The sequence below is a fragment of the Paraburkholderia lebeckiae genome, assembly GCF_014201005.1.
GTDB classification, from domain to species: domain Bacteria; phylum Pseudomonadota; class Gammaproteobacteria; order Burkholderiales; family Burkholderiaceae; genus Paraburkholderia; species Paraburkholderia tuberum.
Genome location: NZ_JACHDK010000018.1, coordinates 66,062 through 87,404, shown reverse-complemented (window position 1 = coordinate 87,404; position 21,343 = coordinate 66,062). Strand labels below are relative to the sequence as shown.

Sequence of the window (21,343 nt, the reverse complement as noted above, 5' to 3'; positions counted from 1 at the left end):
CCGTATCAGGGCTTGCCACCATCCAGCGCCGTGAGGATCTGATGCGCGGCGCTCACGCGGGCCTCGTTCGGGAAATTGCGGTTGGCGAGCATCACGATGCCGATCCGCTTTTGCGGCACGAACGCGACATACGCGCCGAACCCGTTGGTCGATCCGGTCTTGTTGATCCAGACGTTCTGCTGCGGCGGCAGCGGCGGTTTGATTGCGGTCGACGGCGTCCCGTTGAGGACCATCTCCGGCGAATTGCCGGCCAGCAGGGTCGGCAACGCGACCGGATACGGGTACTGCTCCCAGATCAGATCCTGAGTCAGCACGCCGGACTGGAAGTAGCCGGTATGCGTGTCCGTGATCGCACGCTGGAGCTGGCTGTCGAGCGGAATCAGATTCATGTTTGCCTGCACGTAACGCAGCATGTCGGCGGCGGTCGACTTCACCCCGTACGCTTCGGCGGAAATCACGCCGCCCGTCAGGCGGATCGGCGCACCGTCTTTCGCATAGCCCTGCGCGTAGTCCGGCATTTTCGCCGCGGGCACGTCGATATAGGTACTTTTCATACCGAGCGCCGGAAACACGCGTTGCTGCATCAGCACGGTGAAGTCCTGGCCCATGCTCTTCGCGGCGATCAGGCCGAGCGTACCGATGCCGGGATTGGAGTAGGTGCGGAACGTGCCGGGCGCGTGAGCGGGCTGCCAGTCGTGGAAGTACTGCAGCAATTGGGCGTTGTTGTGGATGTCGTCCGGCACCTGCAGCGGCAGGCCGCCAGGCGTGTGCGTGCCGAGGTTCAGCAGGCTGACTTGGCCGAACGGGCGGCCGCGCAGCGTCGGCAGATAGCGCTCCGTGCCGTCCGACAACGACAGCTTGCCGTCGAGCTGCGCATACGACGCGAGCGTCGCCGTGAAGGTCTTGCTGACCGAGCCGAGTTCGAACAGCGTATCGCGTGTGACCGGCTTGCCGGTTTGCGTCGATGCGACGCCGTAGTTGTAGACGTAGGGCTTGCCGTCGTCGATCACGCCGATCGCCATGCCGGCGATATGGTACTTCGCCATCAGCGGCCTGATCGCGGCATCGATGGTCGGTTGGAGTTGCGCGGCGGTGGGCTCGGCCGCATGGCCGACGGGTGAGATCGCGCAGAGCGTGAACAGCGCGAACGTGGCGGTTGTTATCAGTTTGAGCGCTCGGGTCTTCATTGCAAACGGGTCCTCGGTCGGGGGAGTGTGAATCGGTGGATCGGCGATTCGGCTGAGGCAGCACTATCCGGCTTTTGCGAACCGCTGGCAAACGAGGATAAGTTAGGCGACGGTAAAGAAAAAGTTGTGGGCGGCAATGCGAGCGGCGCCGGCGTTGTCGGCTGAAGCCAAACGCGTGTCGGGTTCGACACAGGTGTCGCTCCGGGCGGCCGCTACGCTGGTGAAACGGTGCGCCGCGCGGCGTGCGGGGCGTGCCGCTCACGAACATGGAGACGAGACAATGAGCAGCAATCGCGGCGTCGTGTATCTGGGGCAGGGCAAGGTCGAAGTGCAATCGATCGACTACCCGAAGATGGTCGATCCTCGCGGCCGTTCGATCGGCCACGGCGTGATCCTGAAAGTGGTCAGCACGAATATCTGCGGCTCCGATCAGCACATGGTGCGTGGCCGCACGACCGCCGAGGTCGGCCTCGTACTTGGGCACGAGATTACCGGCGAAGTGATCGAGGTCGGGCGCGATGTCGAGACGCTGAAGGTCGGCGATCTGGTGTCGGTGCCGTTCAACGTCGCCTGCGGGCGTTGCCCGACCTGCAAGGCGCAGCATACCGGCGTGTGCCTGAACGTGAACCCGTCGCGCGCGGGCGGCGCGTATGGCTACGTCGATATGGGCGGATGGATCGGCGGCCAGGCCGAATACGTGCTGGTCCCGTACGCGGACTTCAACCTGCTGAAATTTCCCGACCGCGCGCAGGCAATGTCGAAGATCCGTGACCTGACGTGCCTGTCCGACATTCTGCCGACCGGCTATCACGGCGCGGTGATGGCCGGCGTGCAGCCCGGTGCGAGCGTCTACATCGCGGGCGCGGGCCCGGTGGGCATGGCGGCGGCCGCGTCCGCGCGCCTGCTGGGTGCGGCCTGCACGATCGTCGGTGACATGAACGAGGCACGCCTTGCGCATGCGCGCAAGATGGGCTTCCAGACCATCAATCTGTCGAAGGACGCGACGCTCGGCGAACAGATCGAGCAGATTCTCGGCAAGCCCGAAGTGGATTGCGCGGTGGACTGCGTCGGCTTCGAAGCACACGGTCACGGCAGCGGCAGCTCACACGAGGAGGCCCCGGCCGCAGTGCTCAATTCGCTGATGGAAATCACCCGCGCGGCCGGCGCGATCGGCATTCCCGGACTCTACGTGACCGACGATCCGGGCTCGACCGATGCCGCCGCGCGCCAGGGCAGCCTCAGCTTGCGTTTCGGGCTCGGCTGGGCCAAATCGCACTCGTTCCACACCGGACAGACGCCGGTCATGAAGTACAACCGCAATCTGATGCAGGCGATCCTGTGGGACCGTTTGCCGATCGCCGACATCGTCAACGTGACGGTGGTGTCGCTCGACGATGCGCCCGAGGGTTACCGGCAATTCGACGGCGGCGCGCCGAAGAAGTTTGTGATCGACCCGCACGGGTTGTTGAAGGCCGCTTGAGTTTGGTTGGCCGCTGGTATCAAGCGGCCATCACCGGCGCATTCGATAGCGAAGGCACCTGCTTGCGACGCTCGCGCGTCGGCGCGGTGCCGAACGCATCGCGATAGCTCTTCGAGAAGTGGCAGGCCGACTGGAAGCCGCACGCCATCGTGATGTGCATGATCGACATGTCGGTCTGCAACAGCAGCTCGCGCGCGCGCCGCAGGCGCAGTGTCAGATAGTAGTGCGTCGGCGTCATGCCCAGATGCTCGCGGAACAGCCGTTGCAACTGCCTTTGCGACATGCCGGCGAGCCGCGCCAGCTCTTCGCGCGACAGCGGCTCCTCGATGTTGTTCTCCATTAGCGATATCACTTCGAACAGCGACTTGTTGGCCGAGCCGAGCCGCGCGACGAGCGGCATCTTCTGCTGCGCGCTGGTGTCGCGCACGTGTTCGACGATGAACTGCTCGGCGATCTGCGTGACCCGAGCGGTGCCAACCCGCGGCGCGATCAGGTTCAGCATCATGTCGAGCGGCGCGACGCCGCCGGTACAGGTCACGCGATCGCGATCGATCACGAATAGTTCTTTCAGAAAGCGCGTCTCGGGAAACTCTTCCTTCAGCGCCGACATGTTTTCCCAATGAATCGCGCACGCGTAACCGGCCAGCAGGCCGGCGCGCGCGAGCGCATAGGTGCCCGTGCAAAGACTGCCCAGCACGCAGCCCATGCGCGCGAAACGGCGCAGCGCGGACAGGTGCTCGGCGGTGGTGGAGCGCTGCACGTCGATGCCGCCGACCACGAACACGATATCGGGTTGCCCGACGCATTCGACCGGACCCGTATCGACGGATAACCCGTTGCTCGCCATGACCGGCCCGCCGGCGGGACTCACGATCGACCAGCGGTAAAGCGTCTGGCCCGTCAGATAGTTCGCCATGCGTAGCACTTCGATCGCGTTCGAGAAGGCGATCATCGTGAAGTTGGGGACCGGCATGAATGCGAAATGCGACAACGATGCCGTGCGATCGGTGGACATGGGAACGGTGATTCCTGATGTAAATGTCGCGTCGCCGTGGGGAGGGCGACTATCTCAATTCTGAGTATCAGGGCAACTACCGTGCCATCAGGCTAAACCCTTGGATACTGCGCACAAAGCCTGGAATAGCTAAGCAATCGACTGATGAAAGCATCCGCGCGGCACCGGAACAGCGCGGCGACGCCCTTGCAGCGCACCCGATCGGCGCAGGAATACTGCGTTGTAGTGCAGCGCTGAGCGCGCGGATCGCGCCGACTTGTCGAAAAAGGTTGCGCATGGCGGAAAAGGCAAAGAACGCGTCTGAATTCGTAAATAGACGCGCCGGGCGACCGTCAAGAATAGACCCAAGGCAAAGCGGTAGCGCGATCCCGCCGGCAACCCGCAGCGGCCTTCCCGTCAACGATCTCACGGATCTTCCATGTCGAACCCGAATCCCTTCTTCGAAGACTCGCTAGCGGCGCGCGACCCGGCCGTGCGCGGCGCCATTCTGAAAGAGCTCGAGCGCCAGCAGTCGCAAGTCGAGCTGATCGCGTCGGAAAACATCGTGTCGCGCGCGGTGCTCGACGCGCAGGGCTCGGTGCTGACCAACAAGTACGCGGAAGGGTATCCGGGCAAGCGTTACTACGGCGGTTGCGAATACGTCGACGCGATCGAGACGCTCGCGCTCGATCGCATCAAGCAGCTGTTCGGCGCGAAGTTTGCCAACGTGCAGCCGCATTCCGGCGCGCAGGCGAACGGCGCGGTGATGCTCGCGCTCACCAGGCCGGGCGATACGGTGCTCGGCATGTCGCTCGACGCGGGCGGGCATCTGACGCATGGCGCGAAACCCGCATTGTCGGGCAAGTGGTTCAACGCGGTGCAGTACGGCGTGCGGCGCGACACGATGCTGATCGACTACGAGCAGATCGAGGAACTGGCGCAACAGCACAAGCCGACGCTGCTGATCGCCGGGTTCTCCGCGTATCCGCGCGCGCTCGACTTCGCGCGGCTGCGTGCGATCGCCGATGGCGCCAGTGCGAAGCTGATGGTGGACATGGCGCATATCGCCGGCGTGATCGCGGCCGGCCGCCATGACAATCCGGTCCCGCATGCGCACGTGGTCACGTCGACCACCCACAAGACCTTGCGCGGTCCGCGCGGCGGCTTCGTGCTGACCAACGACGAGGAGATCGCAAAGAAGATCAACTCTGCCGTGTTCCCCGGCTTGCAGGGCGGCCCGCTGATGCACGTGATCGCCGGCAAGGCGGTCGCATTCGGCGAGGCGCTGCAGCCGGGCTTCAAAACCTATATCGATAGGGTGCTCGCGAACGCGCGGGCATTGGGCGAGGTGCTCACATCGGGCGGCGTCGATCTGGTGACGGGCGGCACCGACAACCATCTGCTGCTGGTTGATCTGCGGCCGAAGGGGCTCAAGGGCAATCAGGTCGAACACGCGCTGGAGCGCGCGGGCATCACCTGCAACAAGAACGGCATTCCGTTCGATACGGAGAAGCCGACCATCACCTCCGGCATCCGCCTCGGCACACCGGCGGCCACGACGCGCGGCTTCGGCGTCAGCGAATTCCGCGAGGTCGGGCGTCTGATCGTCGAGGTGCTCGATGCGCTGCGCGTGTCGCCCGAAGGCGATACCGCAACCGAACAACGCGTGCGCCGCGAGATTTTCGCGCTGTGCGAGCGCTTTCCCATTTACTGAGTACGCGTGGAGCAAACGATGAGTCAACTGCACGAGAACAGCATCATCATCGACGGGCTGAACATTTCGAAGTTCGAGCGCTCGGTGTTCGAGGACATGCGCAAGGGCGGCGTGACCGCGGTGAACTGCACGGTGTCGGTCTGGGAGAGTTTTCAGAAGACCGTCGACAACATCGCCGAAATGAAGCAGCAAATCCGCCAATACAGCGAAATCCTCACGCTGGTGCGCACCACCGACGACATCTTCCGCGCCAAGGAAGAGAACAAGACCGGCATCATCTTCGGCTTCCAGAACGCGCATGCGTTCGAGGACAACCTCGGCTATATCGAAGCGTTCAAGGATCTCGGCGTCAACGTGGTGCAGCTTTGCTACAACACGCAGAACCTGGTCGGCACCGGCTGCTACGAACGCGACGGCGGTCTGTCCGGTTACGGGCGCGAAGTGATTCAGGAGATGAACCGCGTCGGCATCATGGTCGATCTGTCGCATGTGGGCGGCAAGACGTCGTCGGAGGCGATCGCGGCTTCGAAGAAACCGGTCTGCTATTCGCATTGCTGCCCGTCCGGGCTCAAAGAGCATCCGCGCAACAAGACCGATGAGCAGCTGAAGGAGATCGCGGACGCGGGCGGCTTCGTCGGCGTGACGATGTTCGCGCCGTTCCTGAAGCGCGGACCGGATGCGACCGTCGAGGACTATATCGAGGCGATCGCGTACGTGGTGAACCTGATCGGCGAGGACCAGGTGGGGATCGGCACGGATTTCACGCAGGGCTACAGCACCGAGTTTTTCGACTGGATCACGCACGACAAGGGCCGTTATCGCCAGTTGACGAACTTCGGCAAGGTCGTGAATCCCGAAGGCATTCGCACGATCGGCGAGTTTCCGAACCTGACCGCCGCGATGGAACGCGCCGGCTGGAGCGAGACGCGCATCCGCAAGATCATGGGCGAAAACTGGGTACGGGTGTTCGGCGAAGTCTGGACGGTGTGAGCTTTACCCCTTCTTTTATAGCGGATAAAAACGGAGCCTTCCCATGCAACCGCAACTGCCGATCGACGTCGATCCCGACACCGGCGTCTGGATCACCGACGCGCTGCCGATGCTGTACGTGCCGCGCCACTTCTTCACCAACAACCACGTCGCCGTCGAGGAAGCGCTCGGCCGCGACACGTACGCGGAGATTCTCTACAAGGCCGGTCACAAGTCCGCCTATTTCTGGTGCGAGAAGGAAGCGAAGCAACATGGTCTTGCCGGCATGGCGGTATTCGAGCATTACCTGAACCGTCTGTCGCAGCGCGGCTGGGGCATCTTCAAGCTCATCGAAGCCGATCCGGCCAGCTCGCATGCGCGGATCGAATTGCGGCACTCGTCGTTCGTGCTCGCGCAACCGGGCAAGACCGGCAAGCTTTGCTACATGTTCGCCGGCTGGTTCGCGGGCGCGATGGACTGGGTCAACGATACCGCGCCCGACGGCGCGCGCAAGGGCCCGCCGTCGCAGTCGAAAGAAGCGCGCTGCGCGGCGGAGGGACACGAGCACTGCGTGTTCGAAGTCTCGCCGCTCGCGTCAATCTAATCCGGGCATTCCGAGGTCGATCGCGATGCGTTACCCGAACCTTTTCAAGCCGCTCACGTTGAACAAGCTGACGCTGCGCAATCGCATCGTCAGTACCGCGCACGCGGAGGTCTATGCGGAGCCGGGTGGCCTGCCCGGCGACCGTTATATCCGGTACTACGAGGAAAAGGCCAAGGGCGGAGTCGGACTCGCCGTGTGCGGCGGTTCGAGCCCGGTGTCGATCGACAGCCCGCAAGGCTGGTGGAAGTCGGTGAATCTCGCCACCGACCGGATCGTCGATCCGCTCGCGCGGCTCGCCGAAGCAATGCACGCGCATGGCGCGAAAATCATGATTCAGGCCACCCACATGGGACGTCGCTCGGCGTTTCACGGCGAGCACTGGCCGCATCTGATGTCGCCGTCGGGAGTGCGCGAGCCGGTGCATCGCGGCAACGCGAAGATCATCGAGGTCGAAGAGATCCGCCGCATCATCGGCGACTTCGCGGCGGCCGCGAAGCGCGTGAAGGATGCGGGCATGGACGGCATCGAGATCTCGGCGGCGCACCAGCATCTGATCGATCAGTTCTGGAGCCCGCGCACCAACTTCCGTACCGACGAATGGGGCGGCTCGCTCGAAAATCGCCTGCGTTTCGGCGTCGAAGTGTTGCGGGCGGTGCGCGCGGCGGTGGGCGCCGACTTCTGCGTCGGCCTGCGCATGTGTGGCGACGAATTCCACGAAGACGGGCTCGATCACGAGCAGCTGAAAGAGATTGCCCAGGCGATGAGCGAGACGGGCCTGATCGACTATCTCGGCGTGATCGGTTCCGGCGCGGACACGCACAATACGCTCGCCAACTGCATGCCGCCGATGGCGCTGCCGCCCGAGCCGTTCGTGCATCTCGCGGCCGGCATCAAGCAGGTCGTCAAGGTGCCGGTGATGCACGCGCAAAGCATTCGCGACGCGGGCCAGGCCGAGCGCTTGCTCGCGAGCGGCATGGTCGATCTGGTCGGCATGACGCGCGCACAGATCGCCGATCCGCATATGGTCATCAAGATCCGCGACGGCCGCGAGGACGAAATCAGGCAGTGCGTCGGCGCGAACTACTGCATCGACCGTCAGTACAACGGGCTCGACGTGCTGTGCGTGCAGAACGCGGCGACCTCGCGCGAAGCGACGATGCCGCACGTGATTGCCAGGTCGCGCGGGCCGAAGCGCAAGGTCGTGGTGGTCGGCGCGGGGCCGGCGGGGCTCGAAGCGGCGCGCGTCGCGAAGTCGCGCGGTCACGACGTGGTGCTGTTCGAAAAGAACGATCACGTGGGCGGCCAGATCATGCTGGCGGCGAAAGCGCCGCAGCGCGAGCAGATGGCGGGCATCGTGCGCTGGTTCGACATGGAGACGAAGCGCCTCGGCGTGGACCGCCGCCTCGGTGTCGCCGCCGACGAGCGGACCATCATGGCCGAGAAGCCCGACATCGTCGTGCTCGCCACCGGCGGTTCGGCGTTCACGTCGCAGGTCGCGGCGTGGGGCGTCGACGCGGGGCTCGCGGTCAGTTCGTGGGAGGTGCTGGCCGGCAAGGTCGAGCCGGGCAGGAACGTGCTCGTGTACGACGGCGTCAGCACGCATGCGGGGGCGGGTGTGGCCGATTTCATCGCGAGCCGCGGCGCCAACGTGGAGATCGTCACGCCCGACGTGAAGGTCGCCGACGACGTCGGCGGCACCACGTTCCCGATCTTCTATCGCCGTCTGTACGCGCAAGGCGTGATCCATACGCCCAATTACTGGCTCGACAGGGTGTACGAGGATGACGGCAAGAAGATCGCCGTGATCCGCAACGAGTACACCGAGGAGCAGGAGGAGCGCGCGGTCGATCAGGTGGTGATCGAAAACGGCAGTACGCCGAACGACCGACTTTACTGGCAACTGAAGCCTGAATCGGTCAATCGCGGCCAGCTCGACGTGCACAAACTGTTCGCGTCCGAACCGCAGCCGTGCCTCGACGAGCAGCTCGGCGACGGCCGCTTCCTGCTGTTCCGGGTCGGCGACTGCATCTCGATGCACAACATTCACGGCGCGATCTACGACGCGCTGCGCCTTTGCAAGGACTTCTGACGATGAGCCCCGTGTTTGTCATCACCGTCCTGCTGTGGGTGTCGGTGGCCGGTCTCGCGTTCGCGCTGGCGCGCCGCGCCGCCTACTGGCGCGAGGGCCGCGCGACCGTCGCGGGCGCCTATGGCTGGGCCAATCTGCTCGCGATCCCGAAGCGTTACTTCGTCGATCTGCATCACGTGGTCGCACGCGATCCGTATATCGCACGCACACACGTTGCCACGGCGGGCGGAGCGATCCTCGCGATGGCGCTCGTGTTCGTCAACTACGGCCTCGCGATCTACTCGCCGTGGCTCGACAAACTGATCTTTCTCGCCGCGCTGGCGATGCTGATCGGCACGGTGTTCATGTGGCGCCGCCGGCATGGCGCGAAGACGGTGCCGGCGCGACTCTCGCGCGGGCCGTGGGATCAGTTGCCGTTGCTGCTCGGCGCATTCGCGCTCGGTCTCGTGCTGTTCGTCGCGCTGCCCGCGACGGCGATGTCCGGCGCGCTCGCCGTGATCGTCGCGCTGCTGATCGCGGCGGGCGCGTTCACGATGACGTTCGGCGCGGCGCGTGGCGGCCCGATGAAACATGCGTTGGCCGGACTGCTGCATCTCGCGTTTCATCCGCGCCAGGAGCGCTTTGCCGATTCCACCGCAGCGCGTCACGCTCGCGATGCCGTGCCGCCCACCGCGCTTAAAACCCCGCTGCTCGACGCGAAGGAATACGGCGTCGGCAAGCCGGTCGAATTCCGCTGGAACCAGTTGCTCAGCTTCGACGCCTGCGTGCAATGCGGCAAATGCGAAGCGGCGTGCCCCGCGTTCGCGGCCGGTCAGCCGCTCAATCCGAAGAAGCTGATTCAGGATCTGGTAACCGGCATGGTCGGCGGCACCGACGCGCAGTACGCAGGCAGCCCGACGCCCGGCATTGCTGTCGGCAAGCACGCGGGCGCGCCCGGCAAGCCGCTGATCTCGACGCTGATCGAAGCGGACACGCTGTGGTCCTGCACGACTTGCCGCGCCTGCGTGCAGGAGTGCCCGATGCTGATCGAGCACGTGGACGCGATCGTGGACATGCGCCGCAATCAGACGCTCGTCGAAGGCAGCGTGCCGGGCAAGGGGCCGGCGACGCTCGCGAATCTGCGCGAAACCGGCAGCCTCAACGGCTACGACATCGGCGCGCGCTACGACTGGGCCGTCGATCTGCAGGTGCAGGTCGCGCAGCCGGGCCGTCACGTGGACGTGTTGCTGATCGCCGGCGAAGGCGCGTTCGACATGCGCTATCAGCGCACGCTGCGCGCGCTCGTCAAGGTGCTGAACCGCGCGGGCGTCGACTACGCGGTGCTGGGCGGTGTCGAGACCGATACCGGCGACACCGCGCGGCGGCTCGGCGACGAAGCGACGTTCCAGCAACTGGCCCGTACGCTGATCGGGACGCTCGCGCAGTACTCGTTCGCGCGCATCGTTACCGCCGATCCGCACGTGCTGCATAGCCTGCGCAACGAGTATCGCGCGCTCGGCGGGCTCTATCAGGTGCAGCATCACACGGCGCTGATCGACGAACTGATCGCGAGCGGCAAGCTGTCGCCGCGCGCGGCCGCCGCCGCCGCGGAGCGCAACATCACGTATCACGACCCGTGCTATCTGGGCCGCTACAACGGCGAGACGGAAGCGCCGCGCCGGGTGCTGAAGAGCATCGGCATCAAGGTGGTCGAGATGGAGCGTCACGGCCTGCGTGGACGCTGCTGCGGCGGTGGCGGCGGCGCACCGCTGACCGATATTCCCGGCAAACGGCGGATTCCCGACATCCGTATCGACGACGCGCGCGCGAGCGGCGCGGAAATCGTCGCGGTCGGCTGTCCGAATTGCACCGCGATGCTCGAAGGGGTGGTGGGGCCGCGACCGGAAGTGCTGGACGTGGCCGAACTGGTTGCCGCGGCGCTGGAGTAACGCGATGCTGAACACGCTCAAACGAATCGATCCGCGCCGGCCGTTCACGGTGACGGCACAGGGACTCAGGCGCATCACGCTCGGCGTCGTTGGCATCGCGGACGCCGGCGGCAGTGCGTCGCTGGCTGATGCGCGTCACGCCGCGCATGGCGAACAGCCGAAGCCGCGCCGCACGACGGCCACGCCGCACCATGTGCTGCTGGTCGCGGCGCACGCGGACCGCGGCGCGCTCGATGAACATGCGCGCCAGACGCTCGCCGCCGCCGCGCTGATCGCGGACACGCACACCGAAGTCGTGCTGCTGGTGTTCGGCGAATTCACCGGCGATGCCGCCGCACTCGGCGCCGACAAGCTGATCGAATTGCCGATCTTCGATCGCCGCACGTACGCGCCGGACGATGAACTGAATGCGCTGGCGGCCTGCGTCGCGGCCTATGCGCCAGCCCATGTCTTGCTGCCCGACAACGCGACCGGCGACGGCGACCTCGGCCGCCGCTATGCGGCGGCGGCCGATGCAAGCGTCGCGACGCACGTCGTCGAGATCGCTGCCGGGCACGTGTGCACCTATATTCGCGCGAATACGGCGCTCGCCAGCCGCGCGCTGCCCGAGGTCGTGTTGCTCGAGCCGAATGCGGTCGATCCGAAGCTGCCGTTCGTCGGCGCGGGCGAGCGGGTCGCGTGGCGCTTCGACCACGAAGCGGACAGCACGGTCGCGCAACGAGCGATACACGATCTCGGCATCGACGAAATCGACGCGGCGCAGGTCGCGCTGGAGGAGGCGGATTTCATCGTGTCGGCGGGCAACGGCGTCAGCGACGTGCCCGCGTTCGAGCGACTCGCCACGACCCTCGGCGCGGCGATCGGTGCCAGCCGGGTTGCCGTCGACGACGGCAAGTTCACGCGCGACAAGCAGATCGGCGCGACCGGCAAGACCGTCGAGGCGAGCGTGTATATCGCGTTCGGCATCTCGGGGGCGGTGCAGCATCTGCAAGGCATCAAGGATTGCCGCCATGTGATCGCGGTGAATCTCGACGCGAGCGCGCCGATCGCGAAGCGCGCGAATCTGACCGTGATCGCCGACGCGCAGGAAGCCATCGCGGCGCTCAACGAGGCGGCGGCCGCGGCGCACGCCGCGCGCGCCACCTCGGCCGCGCTGCTGCAACCGGGCCAGCTTGCCGAAGGAGTGCTCGCATGAAGATCGCCGTGCTGGTTTCAGTCGGACGTCACCCGGTCAGCGGCGTCGCGCGCTACAGCCGCAACGATGCGGCGGCGTTGACGCTGGCGCTGTCGCTCGTCAGAACGCATGGCGCGACGCTCGACGTGCTGCACGCGGGCGATCCGTCGAACGCCGCGTTGAACGAGTATCTGGCGCTCGGCGCGCGTTCGGTCGAAGTGCTCGAGATGCCGCCCGACGCCGATCCTGCGCCGCAACTCGCCGGGCGTTTGCGTGGCTACGAGCTGGTGCTGACCGGCACGCTCGCCGAAGGCGGTTTCGATAGCGGCATGCTGCCGTATCGCGTCGCGCATGCGCTGGCGGTGCCGCTCGTCGGCGCCGCCGTCGATCTGGCGCTGCGCGACGGTCGAGCGCAGGTCCGGCAGTTCATGCCGAAGGGCCTGCGACGGCGCGTCGAAGTGCGGCTGCCGGCATTGGTCGCCGTGCATCCGCTCGCGAACGTCGCGACGTCGTACGCGTATGCACGGATGCGCGAAGGCACGATCGAGCGCGCCGTCGCGCCGGTCGCCGACCCGCGGCACGGCACCACTCCCGAACGGTCCGCATGGACGATCGGCCCCACCACAGCGAAACCGGTGCGCCTCGCCGCCGCCGAAAAACGCTCAGGCCACGCGCGCATGCTGTCGGCGACGACGTCCGAGAGCCGCGGCGGCAGCGTCGTAATTGAAGGGAGTTCCGTCGAAAAAGCACAAGTGATACTCGCGTATTTGCGCGAGCATCAACTGGTCGATTACTGAATTCCGGCTCGGGCCAGCATGCGACCAGGAGGGCCTGGCGCGGCGCCAGACGTGACACGCAACGGAGCACACAATGAAAGTTTCCGCAGACGTTCGCGCAATGATCGAACGCCGCAAGCAGAATTACACGCTGGAAGCGCCGTTCTATACCAGCGAGCACATCTTCGCGCTCGACATCGACGCGATTTTCCGTCAGCACTGGATTCAGGTCGCGGTCGAGCCCGACGTGCCCGAGCCGGGCGACTATGTGACGGTCGAGATGGGCGACGATTCGATCCTGATCGTGCGCGACGACGACATGCGGGTGCGCGCGTTTCATAACGTATGCCGCCACCGCGGCGCGCGTCTGTGCAATACCGGCAAGGGCTCGCTCGGCAATATCGTCTGTCCGTATCACAGTTGGACGTATAGCCTCAATGGCGACCTGATGTTCGCCGAGCACATGGGCGAGCAGTTCGAGCGCTGCAAACATAGTCTGAAAGCGGTGCATGTCGAAAATCTCGCCGGACTGATTTTCATCTGCCTCGCCGAGCAGCCGCCCGCCGATTTCGCCGTGATGCGCGCCGCGATGGAACCGTATCTGTTGCCGCACGATCTGGCCGGCTGCAAGATCGCCGCGTCGATCGACATCATCGAGGAGGGCAACTGGAAGCTGACGATGGAAAACAATCGCGAGTGCTATCACTGCGTCGCGAACCATCCGGAGCTGACCATCTCGCTGTACGAATACGGTTTCGGTTATCAGCGCACGCCGGCGAACGAGGAGGGCATGGCCGCGTTCGAGACGACGGTCGCGCGCCGCACCGCGCAGTGGGAGGCGATGCAGTTGCCGTCGGCGGAAATCGAACGGCTCGCCGACCTGGTCACCGGGTTTCGTACGCAACGTCTGCCGCTCGATCGCGACGGCGAATCGCAGACGCTCGACGCGAAGGTCGCCTCGAAGAAGCTGCTCGGCGGTTTCAAGCATGCGGATCTCGGCGGCCTGTCGTTCTGGACCCAGCCGAACTCGTGGCATCACTTCATGAGCGACCACATCGTCAGTTTCTCGGCGATTCCGCTGTCGGCCGGCAAGACGCTGGTGCGCACCAAATGGCTCGTGCACAAGGACGCGCGCGAAGGCATCGATTACGACGTCGACAATCTGACCGCCGTGTGGCGCGCGACCAACGACCAGGATCGCGCGCTCGTCGAATATTCGCAGCGCGGCGCGACGAGTAGCGCGTATGAGCCGGGGCCTTATTCGCCGTTCACCGAAGGACTCGTCGAAAAGTTCTGCGAGTGGTATATCGGCCGTCTCGCGGATTACGACGCGAACCCACGGGCGGTGCACGACGAGAAAGTCGTGTCGTTCGTGCGCTGAGCGCAAGACCGCGATGAGGAGCGGGGGGACAACCATGATGCGCGATCAGGCCATGTTTCAACCGGACATCGAGCAGCCTTCACAGAATCCAGTTGACGCGCCGAGCCGTGTCTCGCAGCCGCGCTTCTGGGACGCGCTGCCGGCGCGCTGGAGCAGCGACGCCGACGACACGCTGGAGTGCTGCCAGGTCCGCAGCGAAACGCACGACGTGAAGAGTTTCTTCTTCCGCGCGCCATCCGGTCGGGCGTTCGTGTTCGAGCCGGGGCAATTCATCACGCTGGAGTTGGAGATTGACGGCGAGCGCGTCAATCGCTGCTATACGATTTCGTCTCCGCCCACACGGCCGCATACGATTTCGATCACCGTGAAGCGCGTGCCGGGCGGCCCGGTGTCCAACTGGCTGCACGACCATCTGCATGCGGGTATGCAGGTACGCGTGCTGGGCCCAGCCGGCGAATTCACCTGCGCGCGGCATCCGGCGCGCAAGTTCCTGTTTTTGTCTGCGGGCTCGGGCATCACGCCGCTGATGTCGATGAGCCGCGCGCATCATGAACTCGGCGAGGACAGCGATATCGTCTTCGTGCACAGCGCGCGTACGCCGGACGACATCATCTTCGCGCGCGAGCTCGATCTGATCGCCGCCAATCAGGCGCATTTCCGCACCGCGTTCGTCTGCGAACGCGTGGGCACGCGCACCAATTGGCCCGGCATCACCGGCTTTCTGACGCTGCCGCTGCTGAAACTGATTGCGCCGGATTTTCTGGAGCGCGAGATTTTCACGTGCGGCCCCGCGCCGTATATGCAGGCGGTGCGCAATCTGCTCGATGAAGGCGGCTTCGATCGTCAGCACTATCACGAGGAAAGCTTCTCGTTCGAGACCGTCAGCGAAGTGGCTGCGCAAATGGCCGAAGCGCATGTCGCGGACACGCTGAGCGATGCGTGCGCGCCGGCCGAAACCGCCACGCGTTTCAAGGTGAGCTTTACGCGCAGTCATCGCGAGATCGAGTGCGGCGGCGGCCAGCATGTGCTCGATGCGGCGAAGCAGGCGGGCGTGCGGCTGCCGGCGTCGTGCACGCAAGGCATGTGCGGCACCTGCAAGGTGAAGCTCGTGTCGGGCGAAGTGGCGATGAAGCACGCGGGCGGTATCCGTCAGCGTGAGATCGATCAAGGCATGGTGCTGCTGTGCTGTAGCAAGCCGCTGACCGATCTCGTCGTCGACAAGTAATACGACTGATAACACCACAACAACACGGCAAACACTGCGCGGATTTGCGTGGAAGTCGCATGCGGACAACTGCATGTCGCAAAACAACGCTACCCGGCAATTCTGGCTGGCGATTCTAAATACGCAATGTGCGGTTCGATGGCAAACGCGTCAATGGGCAAATGGATCAACGGGAGAACGTCGATGAGACTGATCGGAAAGAGAGTGGTGGCAAGCGCGTTGGGGGTGATGCTGGCGGCGGTCAGTGCGGGCGTGTCGGCCGATTCGAAACCGACCATCAAGATCGGTTACGTGGAGGGCTGGGACGATAGCGTGGTGACCTCGAACGTGGCCGCCGAGGTGATCGAAAAACGCCTCGGTTATCAGGTGCAACTGGTGCCGGTGGCGGCCGGCGTGATGTGGCAGGGCGTGGCGCGCGGCGATCTCGACGCGACGCTGTCCGCGTGGCTGCCGGTCACGCACGGCGCCTACTGGAACAACTTCAAGGACAAGGTGGTCGACCTCGGGCCGAACTTCAACGACGCGAAGATCGGTCTGATCGTGCCGGACAACGTGGACGTGAAGAGCGTCGGCGATCTGCAGGCGAAGAAGGCGGAGTTCGGCGCGCGCATCGTCGGCATCGATGCCGGCGCGGGTGTGATGCAGAAAACCAGCGAGGCGATCAAGGCCTATGGGCTCGACTATCAGCTGATGCCGAGTTCCGGAAGCGCGATGACCGCCGAACTGGCGCGCTCGGAGGCGGCCAGCAAGCCGATCATCGTGACCGGATGGAAGCCGCACTGGATGTTCGCCAAGTACAAGCTGAAATTCCTCGACGATCCGAAGAAGGTATTCGGTGAAGCCGAGCACGTGGATAGCGTGGTGAATCCCGAGCTCGAGAAAAAAGCGCCGACCGTGGTCGCGTTCCTGAAGAAGTTCCAATGGAAGCCGGGCGAGATCGACACGGTGATGCTGGCCACGCAGAATGGCGAAAAGCCGGCTGCAGCGGCCGACGCGTGGGTCAGCTCGCATGCGGATCGGGTGAATAGCTGGGTGAAGTAACTCGGCCAGGCGTCGGCGCAGCACACAAAAACGCCGCTTTTCAGCGGCGTTTTTGTGTTTACCGCAGCACGACGGTGCGCTCGCCGTTGATGAACACACGCCGCTCGACGAACGCCTTGACCGCGCGCGCGAGCGTAATGCATTCGACGTCGCGTCCGGTCGTCAGCAGCCGTTCGGGGCTGTACGAGTGATCGACCGGTTCGACTCCCTGCTCGATGATCGGACCTTCGTCGAGATCGTCGGTGACGAAATGCGCGGTGGCGCCGATCACCTTGACGCCGCGCGCATGGGCCTGATGATACGGTCTCGCTCCCTTGAAACCAGGTAGGAACGAATGATGGATATTAATCGCGCGCCCGGCGAGCGCGCGGCTCGTTTCGGCGGACAGGATCTGCATGTAGCGCGCGAGAATCAGCAGTTCGGCGCCGGACGTATCGAACAGATCGAGCAGGCCGGCTTCCTGTTGTGGCTTCGTGTCGGCTGTAATCGGCAGATGATGGAACGGCAGGCCGTGCTGTCGCGCGAGCGGTTCGAGATCGCGATGATTGGAGCCGATGCCGACGATGTCCATCTTCAGTTCGCCCATGCGCCAGCGAAACAGCAGGTCGGCGAGACAGTGTTCGAGCCTGGAAACCATGATCAGGACTTTCGGCCGGCTCGACAGATCGTGGATCGCCCACGTCATCCGGAAGCGTTCGGCGATCGGCGCGAATTCCTGCTTCAGCGTGGCGATCTGCAGCGCATCGTCGCGATCGACGTGGTGAAACACGCAGCGCACGAAAAAGCGCTCGCTCAGTTCGTCGTCGAATACGGTGAGTTCGTCGACATAGCAACGATGCCGTTCGAGAAAGCCAGCGACGGCGGCAACCTGGCCCGCCGCGCTCGGACACGCGACGGTGAGAACCCATTGAGCAGGACGGGAAATGGCGGACATAAGCTCTCCACATTGACGATCAGGCGAGGCCGCGGGGTGCGGCGCGCATCGTCGCAGTAGAGCAAATCGGTCGATAACGCGGATAGAAGCTAACCGCCGTTGCGCTGGAATGGGAGCGCCAGAAGGATCTGCCGTGCTAGACCGCAGGCTCCGCCGTGAGCCTTCGCTTCAGCGTATCGATCAACGCGCGCACCTTCGCCGGCGGGTGACTCGTCGGCGGGAACACGGCCTGAATGCTCGCCGGTGCGCTCGCCCATTCGGGCAGCAGCCGGATCAGCCGTCCCGTCGCGACGTCGTCCGCGATCGAAAAATCCGTCAACAGACCGATGCCGCCGCCCGCGAGCGTCGCCGCGCGGCAGGCATCGGCCGTGTTGACGCGCAACGCGGACGCGCAGCGCACGCTCGCGATCTTGCCGTCGACGTGCCGCAAGTCGAGCGTCAACGGATGCGGCAACACCGACAACGCGCAATAGGGCAGCGTCTCCAGCGCGGCCGGCGTGCCCGGCGCGCCCCACGTCCGCAGGAACTCCGGACTCGCGACGAGCCATTTGACGAAGCTGCCGAGCTTCACCGCGCGATAGTTGGAATCCGCGAGGCGACCAAGCCGGATCGCTACATCGATGCCATCGGCGATCAGATCGACGGGGCGGTCGCTGCTCAGCAGCTCGACGTCGAGCTGCGCATGCGTGCGGCGTAATTCGACCAGCGCGGGCGTGACGACGAGCGTGCCGTAGTCGTTCGGCGCACTGACGCGCAGCGTGCCGCGCACCGGTGAGGTTTCCCCGCCGAGCGCGTTCAGCGCGTCCTCGGTGGCGCGCAGAATCTTCACGCTCGCCTCATAGAACGTGCGGCCCGCCTCGGTGACGCCGAGCCGCCGCGTGGTGCGCACCAGCAGGCTCGCGCCGACCTCCGCCTCGAGCCTCTGCATGTGCGTGCTGACCATCGTCTTCGCGAGCCCGAGCCGCGTCGCGGCGGCGCTCAGCGAGCCGGCGTCGATGACCGCGACGAAGATCGCGAGGCGGTTCAGGTTCACGTTGCGCACATCGGCCATGATCGATTGTCCATTCTCGCTTGACTGTGTTTCCCGGATTATCGGGCTTCCGCGCGACAGTGCCTACGCCTTATGCTGGGCGTGTCATTCAACCTATCCGGAGCCATCCATGCCCGCTGCCAGACCCGCCGAGCCTATCAAGCTGTATACGACGCTGCTTTCAGGCCACGGTCATCGCGTGAAGCTGTTTCTGACGCTGCTCGATCTGCCGTTCGAGGTCATCGAGCTGAACATGAAGGCGGGCGACAACCGCAAGCCCGAATACCTCGCGCTGAACCCATTCGGTCAGGTGCCGACGATTCAGGACGGCGAGCTCACGCTGTTCGATTCGAACGCGATTCTGGTCTATCTGGCGAAGCGCTATGGCGACGCATCGTGGCTGCCGGACGATCCGCGCGGCGCCGCGGCGGTGCAGCGCTGGCTGTCGCTCGCGGCTGGCCAGATCGCCTACGGGCCGTGCGCGGCGCGGCTCGTGACCGTGTTCGGCGCGCCGCTCGACCACGAACGTGCGAAACAGATCGCCGTCAAGCTGTTCGACGTGATCGACGAGGAGCTTGCCGGTAAGCCGTTCGTGGCTGGCGCGCACGTCACGATCGCCGATATCGCCGCGCACACGTATATCGCTCACGCGCCCGAGGGCGGCGTGTCGTTGCAGCCGTATCCGAACATTCGCGCGTGGCTGCAGCGTGTGGAGGCACTGCCGCGTTTCATCGCGATGCCTTCGACGAAGGCGGGCTTGCTGGCGGCGTGATACGCGTTGACGGCCGCGTCAGATCTTGCAAAGGAGTCCGATCATGTCCGAGTTCGTCCCGTTGAATAACTGGGGAAGCGACGCGTCGCCGTTTCATGCCGGCGAGCAGGATGCGCAGCAGCGCGCGGGTGTGCGTGAGGTGGCCGAGTCGATGGGACGTCGGGGCATTCGCCGATTCATGCCTGAGCAGCATCGCGAGTTCTTTGCCGCGCAGCCGTTCGTCGTGATCGGCGGCGTCGATGCGAGCGCTCAGCCCTGGGCGACGCTGCGTGCGGGTGCGCCGGGTTTCGTCTCGTCAGCGGATGCGGGGACACTGCGCATCGACGGTGGCACATTGGCTGGCGATCCGCTCGCCGCGGGTTGGCGCGAAGGCGCGCAGCTTGGTGCGCTGGGCATCGAGCCGCGTACGCGGCGGCGCAATCGGGCAAATGGCGTCGTCCGGTCCGTGGAAGGCGAGACGTTGCAGGTCGAAGTCACGCAGAGCTTCGGCAATTGCCCGAAGTATATCCAGAGCCGCGCGCCGTCTTTCATCGAGCGGGACGCGGCCGCGACGCGCGCGCAGCCCGAAATCGCCACGCTTCTGAGCAGTGCCGACCGCGAGTTGCTCGCGAGCGCGGACACGTTCTTTATCGCCAGCGCGAATCTGAGCGAGGAAGCGGGGCCGGGAAAGGGGATCGACGTTTCCCATCGCGGCGGTGCGCCGGGCTTCGTGCGCGTGGACGACGCAACTACGCTGACCACGCCCGACTACAGCGGCAACCGTTTTTTCAACACGATCGGCAACCTCGTGCACGATCCGCGCGCGGGTCTGCTGTTTATCGACTTCGCAACCGGCGATCTGCTTTATCTGGCGGTGCGAGCAGAGATCATCTGGGACGGCGACGAACTCGCGGCATTGGCAGGCGCGCAGCGGCTCGTGCGGTTTCATGTGAACGAAGTGCGGCGCAGTCGCGGCGCGTTGCCGTTCCGATGGTCGGAGGTCGAACTGGCGCCGCAGTTTCTGCCAAAGGTTCGAGAAAGCGCCTGAGCCGATGCGCACGCGCGTGCTTTAGCTGGGTACTCCCGCCGTTTTACAGCGCATTCCGGCCGAGCCGATAAGACACGCCGAGTCGGGTGGCCAGTTGCCATACATAGACTCGCGAGTACGAAATGCCGAACTGACGGCTTATCAGCTCACGCATGCGCGCATTGCTCCAGCCATCGGCGTCGAAGCCATAGTCCCGCGGCGAGGCCCTCAGCGCCTGGGCCAACCAGTCCAGATCCGCCACCGCGAGTGCGGAATGGCGGCCGCCGACGCTCATGTTTCTCAGCGCCTCGAGCCCACCTTGCTCCAATAGCTTGCGATATCGCTCGACGGTGGTCTTTGCCATGCCCATCTGTCTCGCGACCTCGGCCGCAGCGACGCCGTCGAGCAGTTTCTTGCCCGCCGTGAGACGCCGTGCGACGGTCGGCAAATCGTCATTTGGTCGATGCATCGGAGAACTCCGCCGTTGGGCCGCTGACCGGACTGCAATCGGTTACCAGGGTAGACAGTGAGGAGGGCGCGTCACCTACAGATAATCTAAAAGTCGCCCGTTGTGTCCGAAAGAATAAAAAATCAATCGCGTCTTTCCTCTGATAGAAAATCACGCAAACATCACGTAAGGCGGTTTCCCGATGTTTTCTTTCTAAAATCTTAAATATCTGTCTTGCGATTGAATTTAACGTTTGCTAACCTGAATGAAGTGATTTTAAACACCCGGCTCGCTCTGGCACCCCGGATAGCGCCAGGCCGCATACCGCTTGACGTCGGGCGCTTTTAAGTGCGTGCGACAGGTCGAAAGACTGAACCGTTTGAGTGCGCGGATTCCTGTTTTGCGAATCTAATTGGAATGCATTTTTCGATGCAGAGTGGCGATTCGCCGGAGAGCTGCGAAAAAACTGCTGAAGCTTGAAAACCCTTCGCGGCGTTTTTCCGGCGGATTATAGCTAACCGGGGCATTCGCGCAGAGTGGCGTTGTGAAGCCCGAATCCAGTAACCACCCGCTTAATTTTAGCGGCGTCGT

At 64.5% G+C, this 21,343-nt stretch carries 18 protein-coding genes; 13 read left to right on the top strand and 5 right to left on the bottom strand.

Going from position 1 to position 21,343, the window contains the following annotated elements; translation table 11 throughout:
• Positions 1-5: 5 nt before the first annotated feature.
• Entirely contained in the window at positions 6-1,187 is a 1,182-nt protein-coding gene (gene ampC / locus HDG39_RS26570; RefSeq protein WP_184010032.1) for a class C beta-lactamase, read from the bottom strand.
• Positions 1,188-1,467: 280 nt separating this feature from the next.
• Here ampC and fdhA point away from each other — a divergent pair, with 280 nt between their 5' ends.
• Positions 1,468-2,667 (top strand): formaldehyde dehydrogenase, glutathione-independent, encoded by a 1,200-nt coding sequence (fdhA, locus tag HDG39_RS26565; protein ID WP_184010030.1) that lies wholly within the window; start codon positions 1,468-1,470, stop codon positions 2,665-2,667.
• A gap of 19 nt (positions 2,668-2,686) precedes the next feature.
• Here the strand turns inward: fdhA and HDG39_RS26560 are convergent, their stop codons facing one another.
• Positions 2,687-3,682, bottom strand: coding sequence for a GlxA family transcriptional regulator (locus HDG39_RS26560; RefSeq protein WP_184010028.1), 996 nt, complete (start codon positions 3,680-3,682; stop codon positions 2,687-2,689).
• A gap of 418 nt (positions 3,683-4,100) precedes the next feature.
• On the opposite strand from HDG39_RS26560, the gene HDG39_RS26555 reads away from it, so the two are divergent.
• The 10 genes from HDG39_RS26555 (at position 4,101) to HDG39_RS26510 (ending at position 16,562) form a co-directional block, all read left to right on the top strand.
• A complete protein-coding gene (locus HDG39_RS26555) occupies positions 4,101-5,375 on the top strand; it encodes a serine hydroxymethyltransferase (RefSeq protein WP_184010026.1) in 1,275 nt (424 codons plus the stop codon).
• 18 nt (positions 5,376-5,393) lie between these two features.
• Positions 5,394-6,365 (top strand): dipeptidase, encoded by a 972-nt coding sequence (locus tag HDG39_RS26550; protein ID WP_184010024.1) that lies wholly within the window; start codon positions 5,394-5,396, stop codon positions 6,363-6,365.
• A 43-nt stretch (positions 6,366-6,408) separates the two neighbouring features.
• Positions 6,409-6,948, top strand: coding sequence for a DUF5943 domain-containing protein (locus HDG39_RS26545; RefSeq protein WP_184010022.1), 540 nt, complete (start codon positions 6,409-6,411; stop codon positions 6,946-6,948).
• A 25-nt stretch (positions 6,949-6,973) separates the two neighbouring features.
• Entirely contained in the window at positions 6,974-9,037 is a 2,064-nt protein-coding gene (locus HDG39_RS26540) for an NADH:flavin oxidoreductase (RefSeq protein ID WP_184010020.1), read from the top strand.
• 2 nt (positions 9,038-9,039) lie between these two features.
• Positions 9,040-10,965 (top strand): (Fe-S)-binding protein, encoded by a 1,926-nt coding sequence (locus HDG39_RS26535; protein ID WP_184010018.1) that lies wholly within the window; start codon positions 9,040-9,042, stop codon positions 10,963-10,965.
• Between the two features lie 7 nt (positions 10,966-10,972).
• The gene (locus HDG39_RS26530; RefSeq protein ID WP_184010093.1) at positions 10,973-12,160 is read left to right on the top strand and encodes an electron transfer flavoprotein subunit alpha/FixB family protein; all 1,188 of its coding nucleotides are present in this window, start codon (positions 10,973-10,975) and stop codon (positions 12,158-12,160) included.
• Entirely contained in the window at positions 12,157-12,936 is a 780-nt protein-coding gene (locus tag HDG39_RS26525) for an electron transfer flavoprotein subunit beta/FixA family protein (RefSeq protein WP_184010016.1), read from the top strand. The genes HDG39_RS26530 and HDG39_RS26525 overlap by 4 nt, the downstream gene beginning before the upstream one ends.
• A 73-nt stretch (positions 12,937-13,009) precedes the next feature.
• Positions 13,010-14,296 (top strand): aromatic ring-hydroxylating oxygenase subunit alpha, encoded by a 1,287-nt coding sequence (locus HDG39_RS26520; RefSeq protein WP_184010014.1) that lies wholly within the window; start codon positions 13,010-13,012, stop codon positions 14,294-14,296.
• A gap of 34 nt (positions 14,297-14,330) precedes the next feature.
• Complete coding sequence (locus HDG39_RS26515; protein WP_184010012.1) at positions 14,331-15,521, top strand: FAD-binding oxidoreductase; 1,191 nt, start codon at positions 14,331-14,333, stop codon at positions 15,519-15,521.
• 183 nt (positions 15,522-15,704) lie between these two features.
• Entirely contained in the window at positions 15,705-16,562 is an 858-nt protein-coding gene (locus tag HDG39_RS26510) for a glycine betaine ABC transporter substrate-binding protein (RefSeq protein WP_184010010.1), read from the top strand.
• 58 nt (positions 16,563-16,620) lie between these two features.
• Here HDG39_RS26510 and purU read toward each other — a convergent pair whose 3' ends face one another.
• Positions 16,621-17,496 (bottom strand): formyltetrahydrofolate deformylase, encoded by an 876-nt coding sequence (purU, locus tag HDG39_RS26505; protein ID WP_184010008.1) that lies wholly within the window; start codon positions 17,494-17,496, stop codon positions 16,621-16,623.
• Positions 17,497-17,632: 136 nt separating this feature from the next.
• Positions 17,633-18,547, bottom strand: coding sequence for a LysR family transcriptional regulator (locus HDG39_RS26500; protein ID WP_184010006.1), 915 nt, complete (start codon positions 18,545-18,547; stop codon positions 17,633-17,635).
• 109 nt (positions 18,548-18,656) lie between these two features.
• Here HDG39_RS26500 and HDG39_RS26495 point away from each other — a divergent pair, with 109 nt between their 5' ends.
• The gene (locus tag HDG39_RS26495; RefSeq protein ID WP_184010004.1) at positions 18,657-19,298 is read left to right on the top strand and encodes a glutathione S-transferase family protein; all 642 of its coding nucleotides are present in this window, start codon (positions 18,657-18,659) and stop codon (positions 19,296-19,298) included.
• 43 nt (positions 19,299-19,341) lie between these two features.
• Positions 19,342-20,325: a pyridoxamine 5'-phosphate oxidase family protein gene (locus HDG39_RS26490; protein WP_184010002.1), complete on the top strand. Its 984-nt coding sequence runs from the start codon at positions 19,342-19,344 to the stop codon at positions 20,323-20,325.
• A gap of 43 nt (positions 20,326-20,368) precedes the next feature.
• Here the strand turns inward: HDG39_RS26490 and HDG39_RS26485 are convergent, their stop codons facing one another.
• On the bottom strand, positions 20,369-20,773 hold the full coding sequence (locus tag HDG39_RS26485) for a helix-turn-helix domain-containing protein (protein ID WP_184010000.1): 405 nt from the start codon (positions 20,771-20,773) through the stop codon (positions 20,369-20,371).
• Positions 20,774-21,343: the final 570 nt, after the last annotated feature.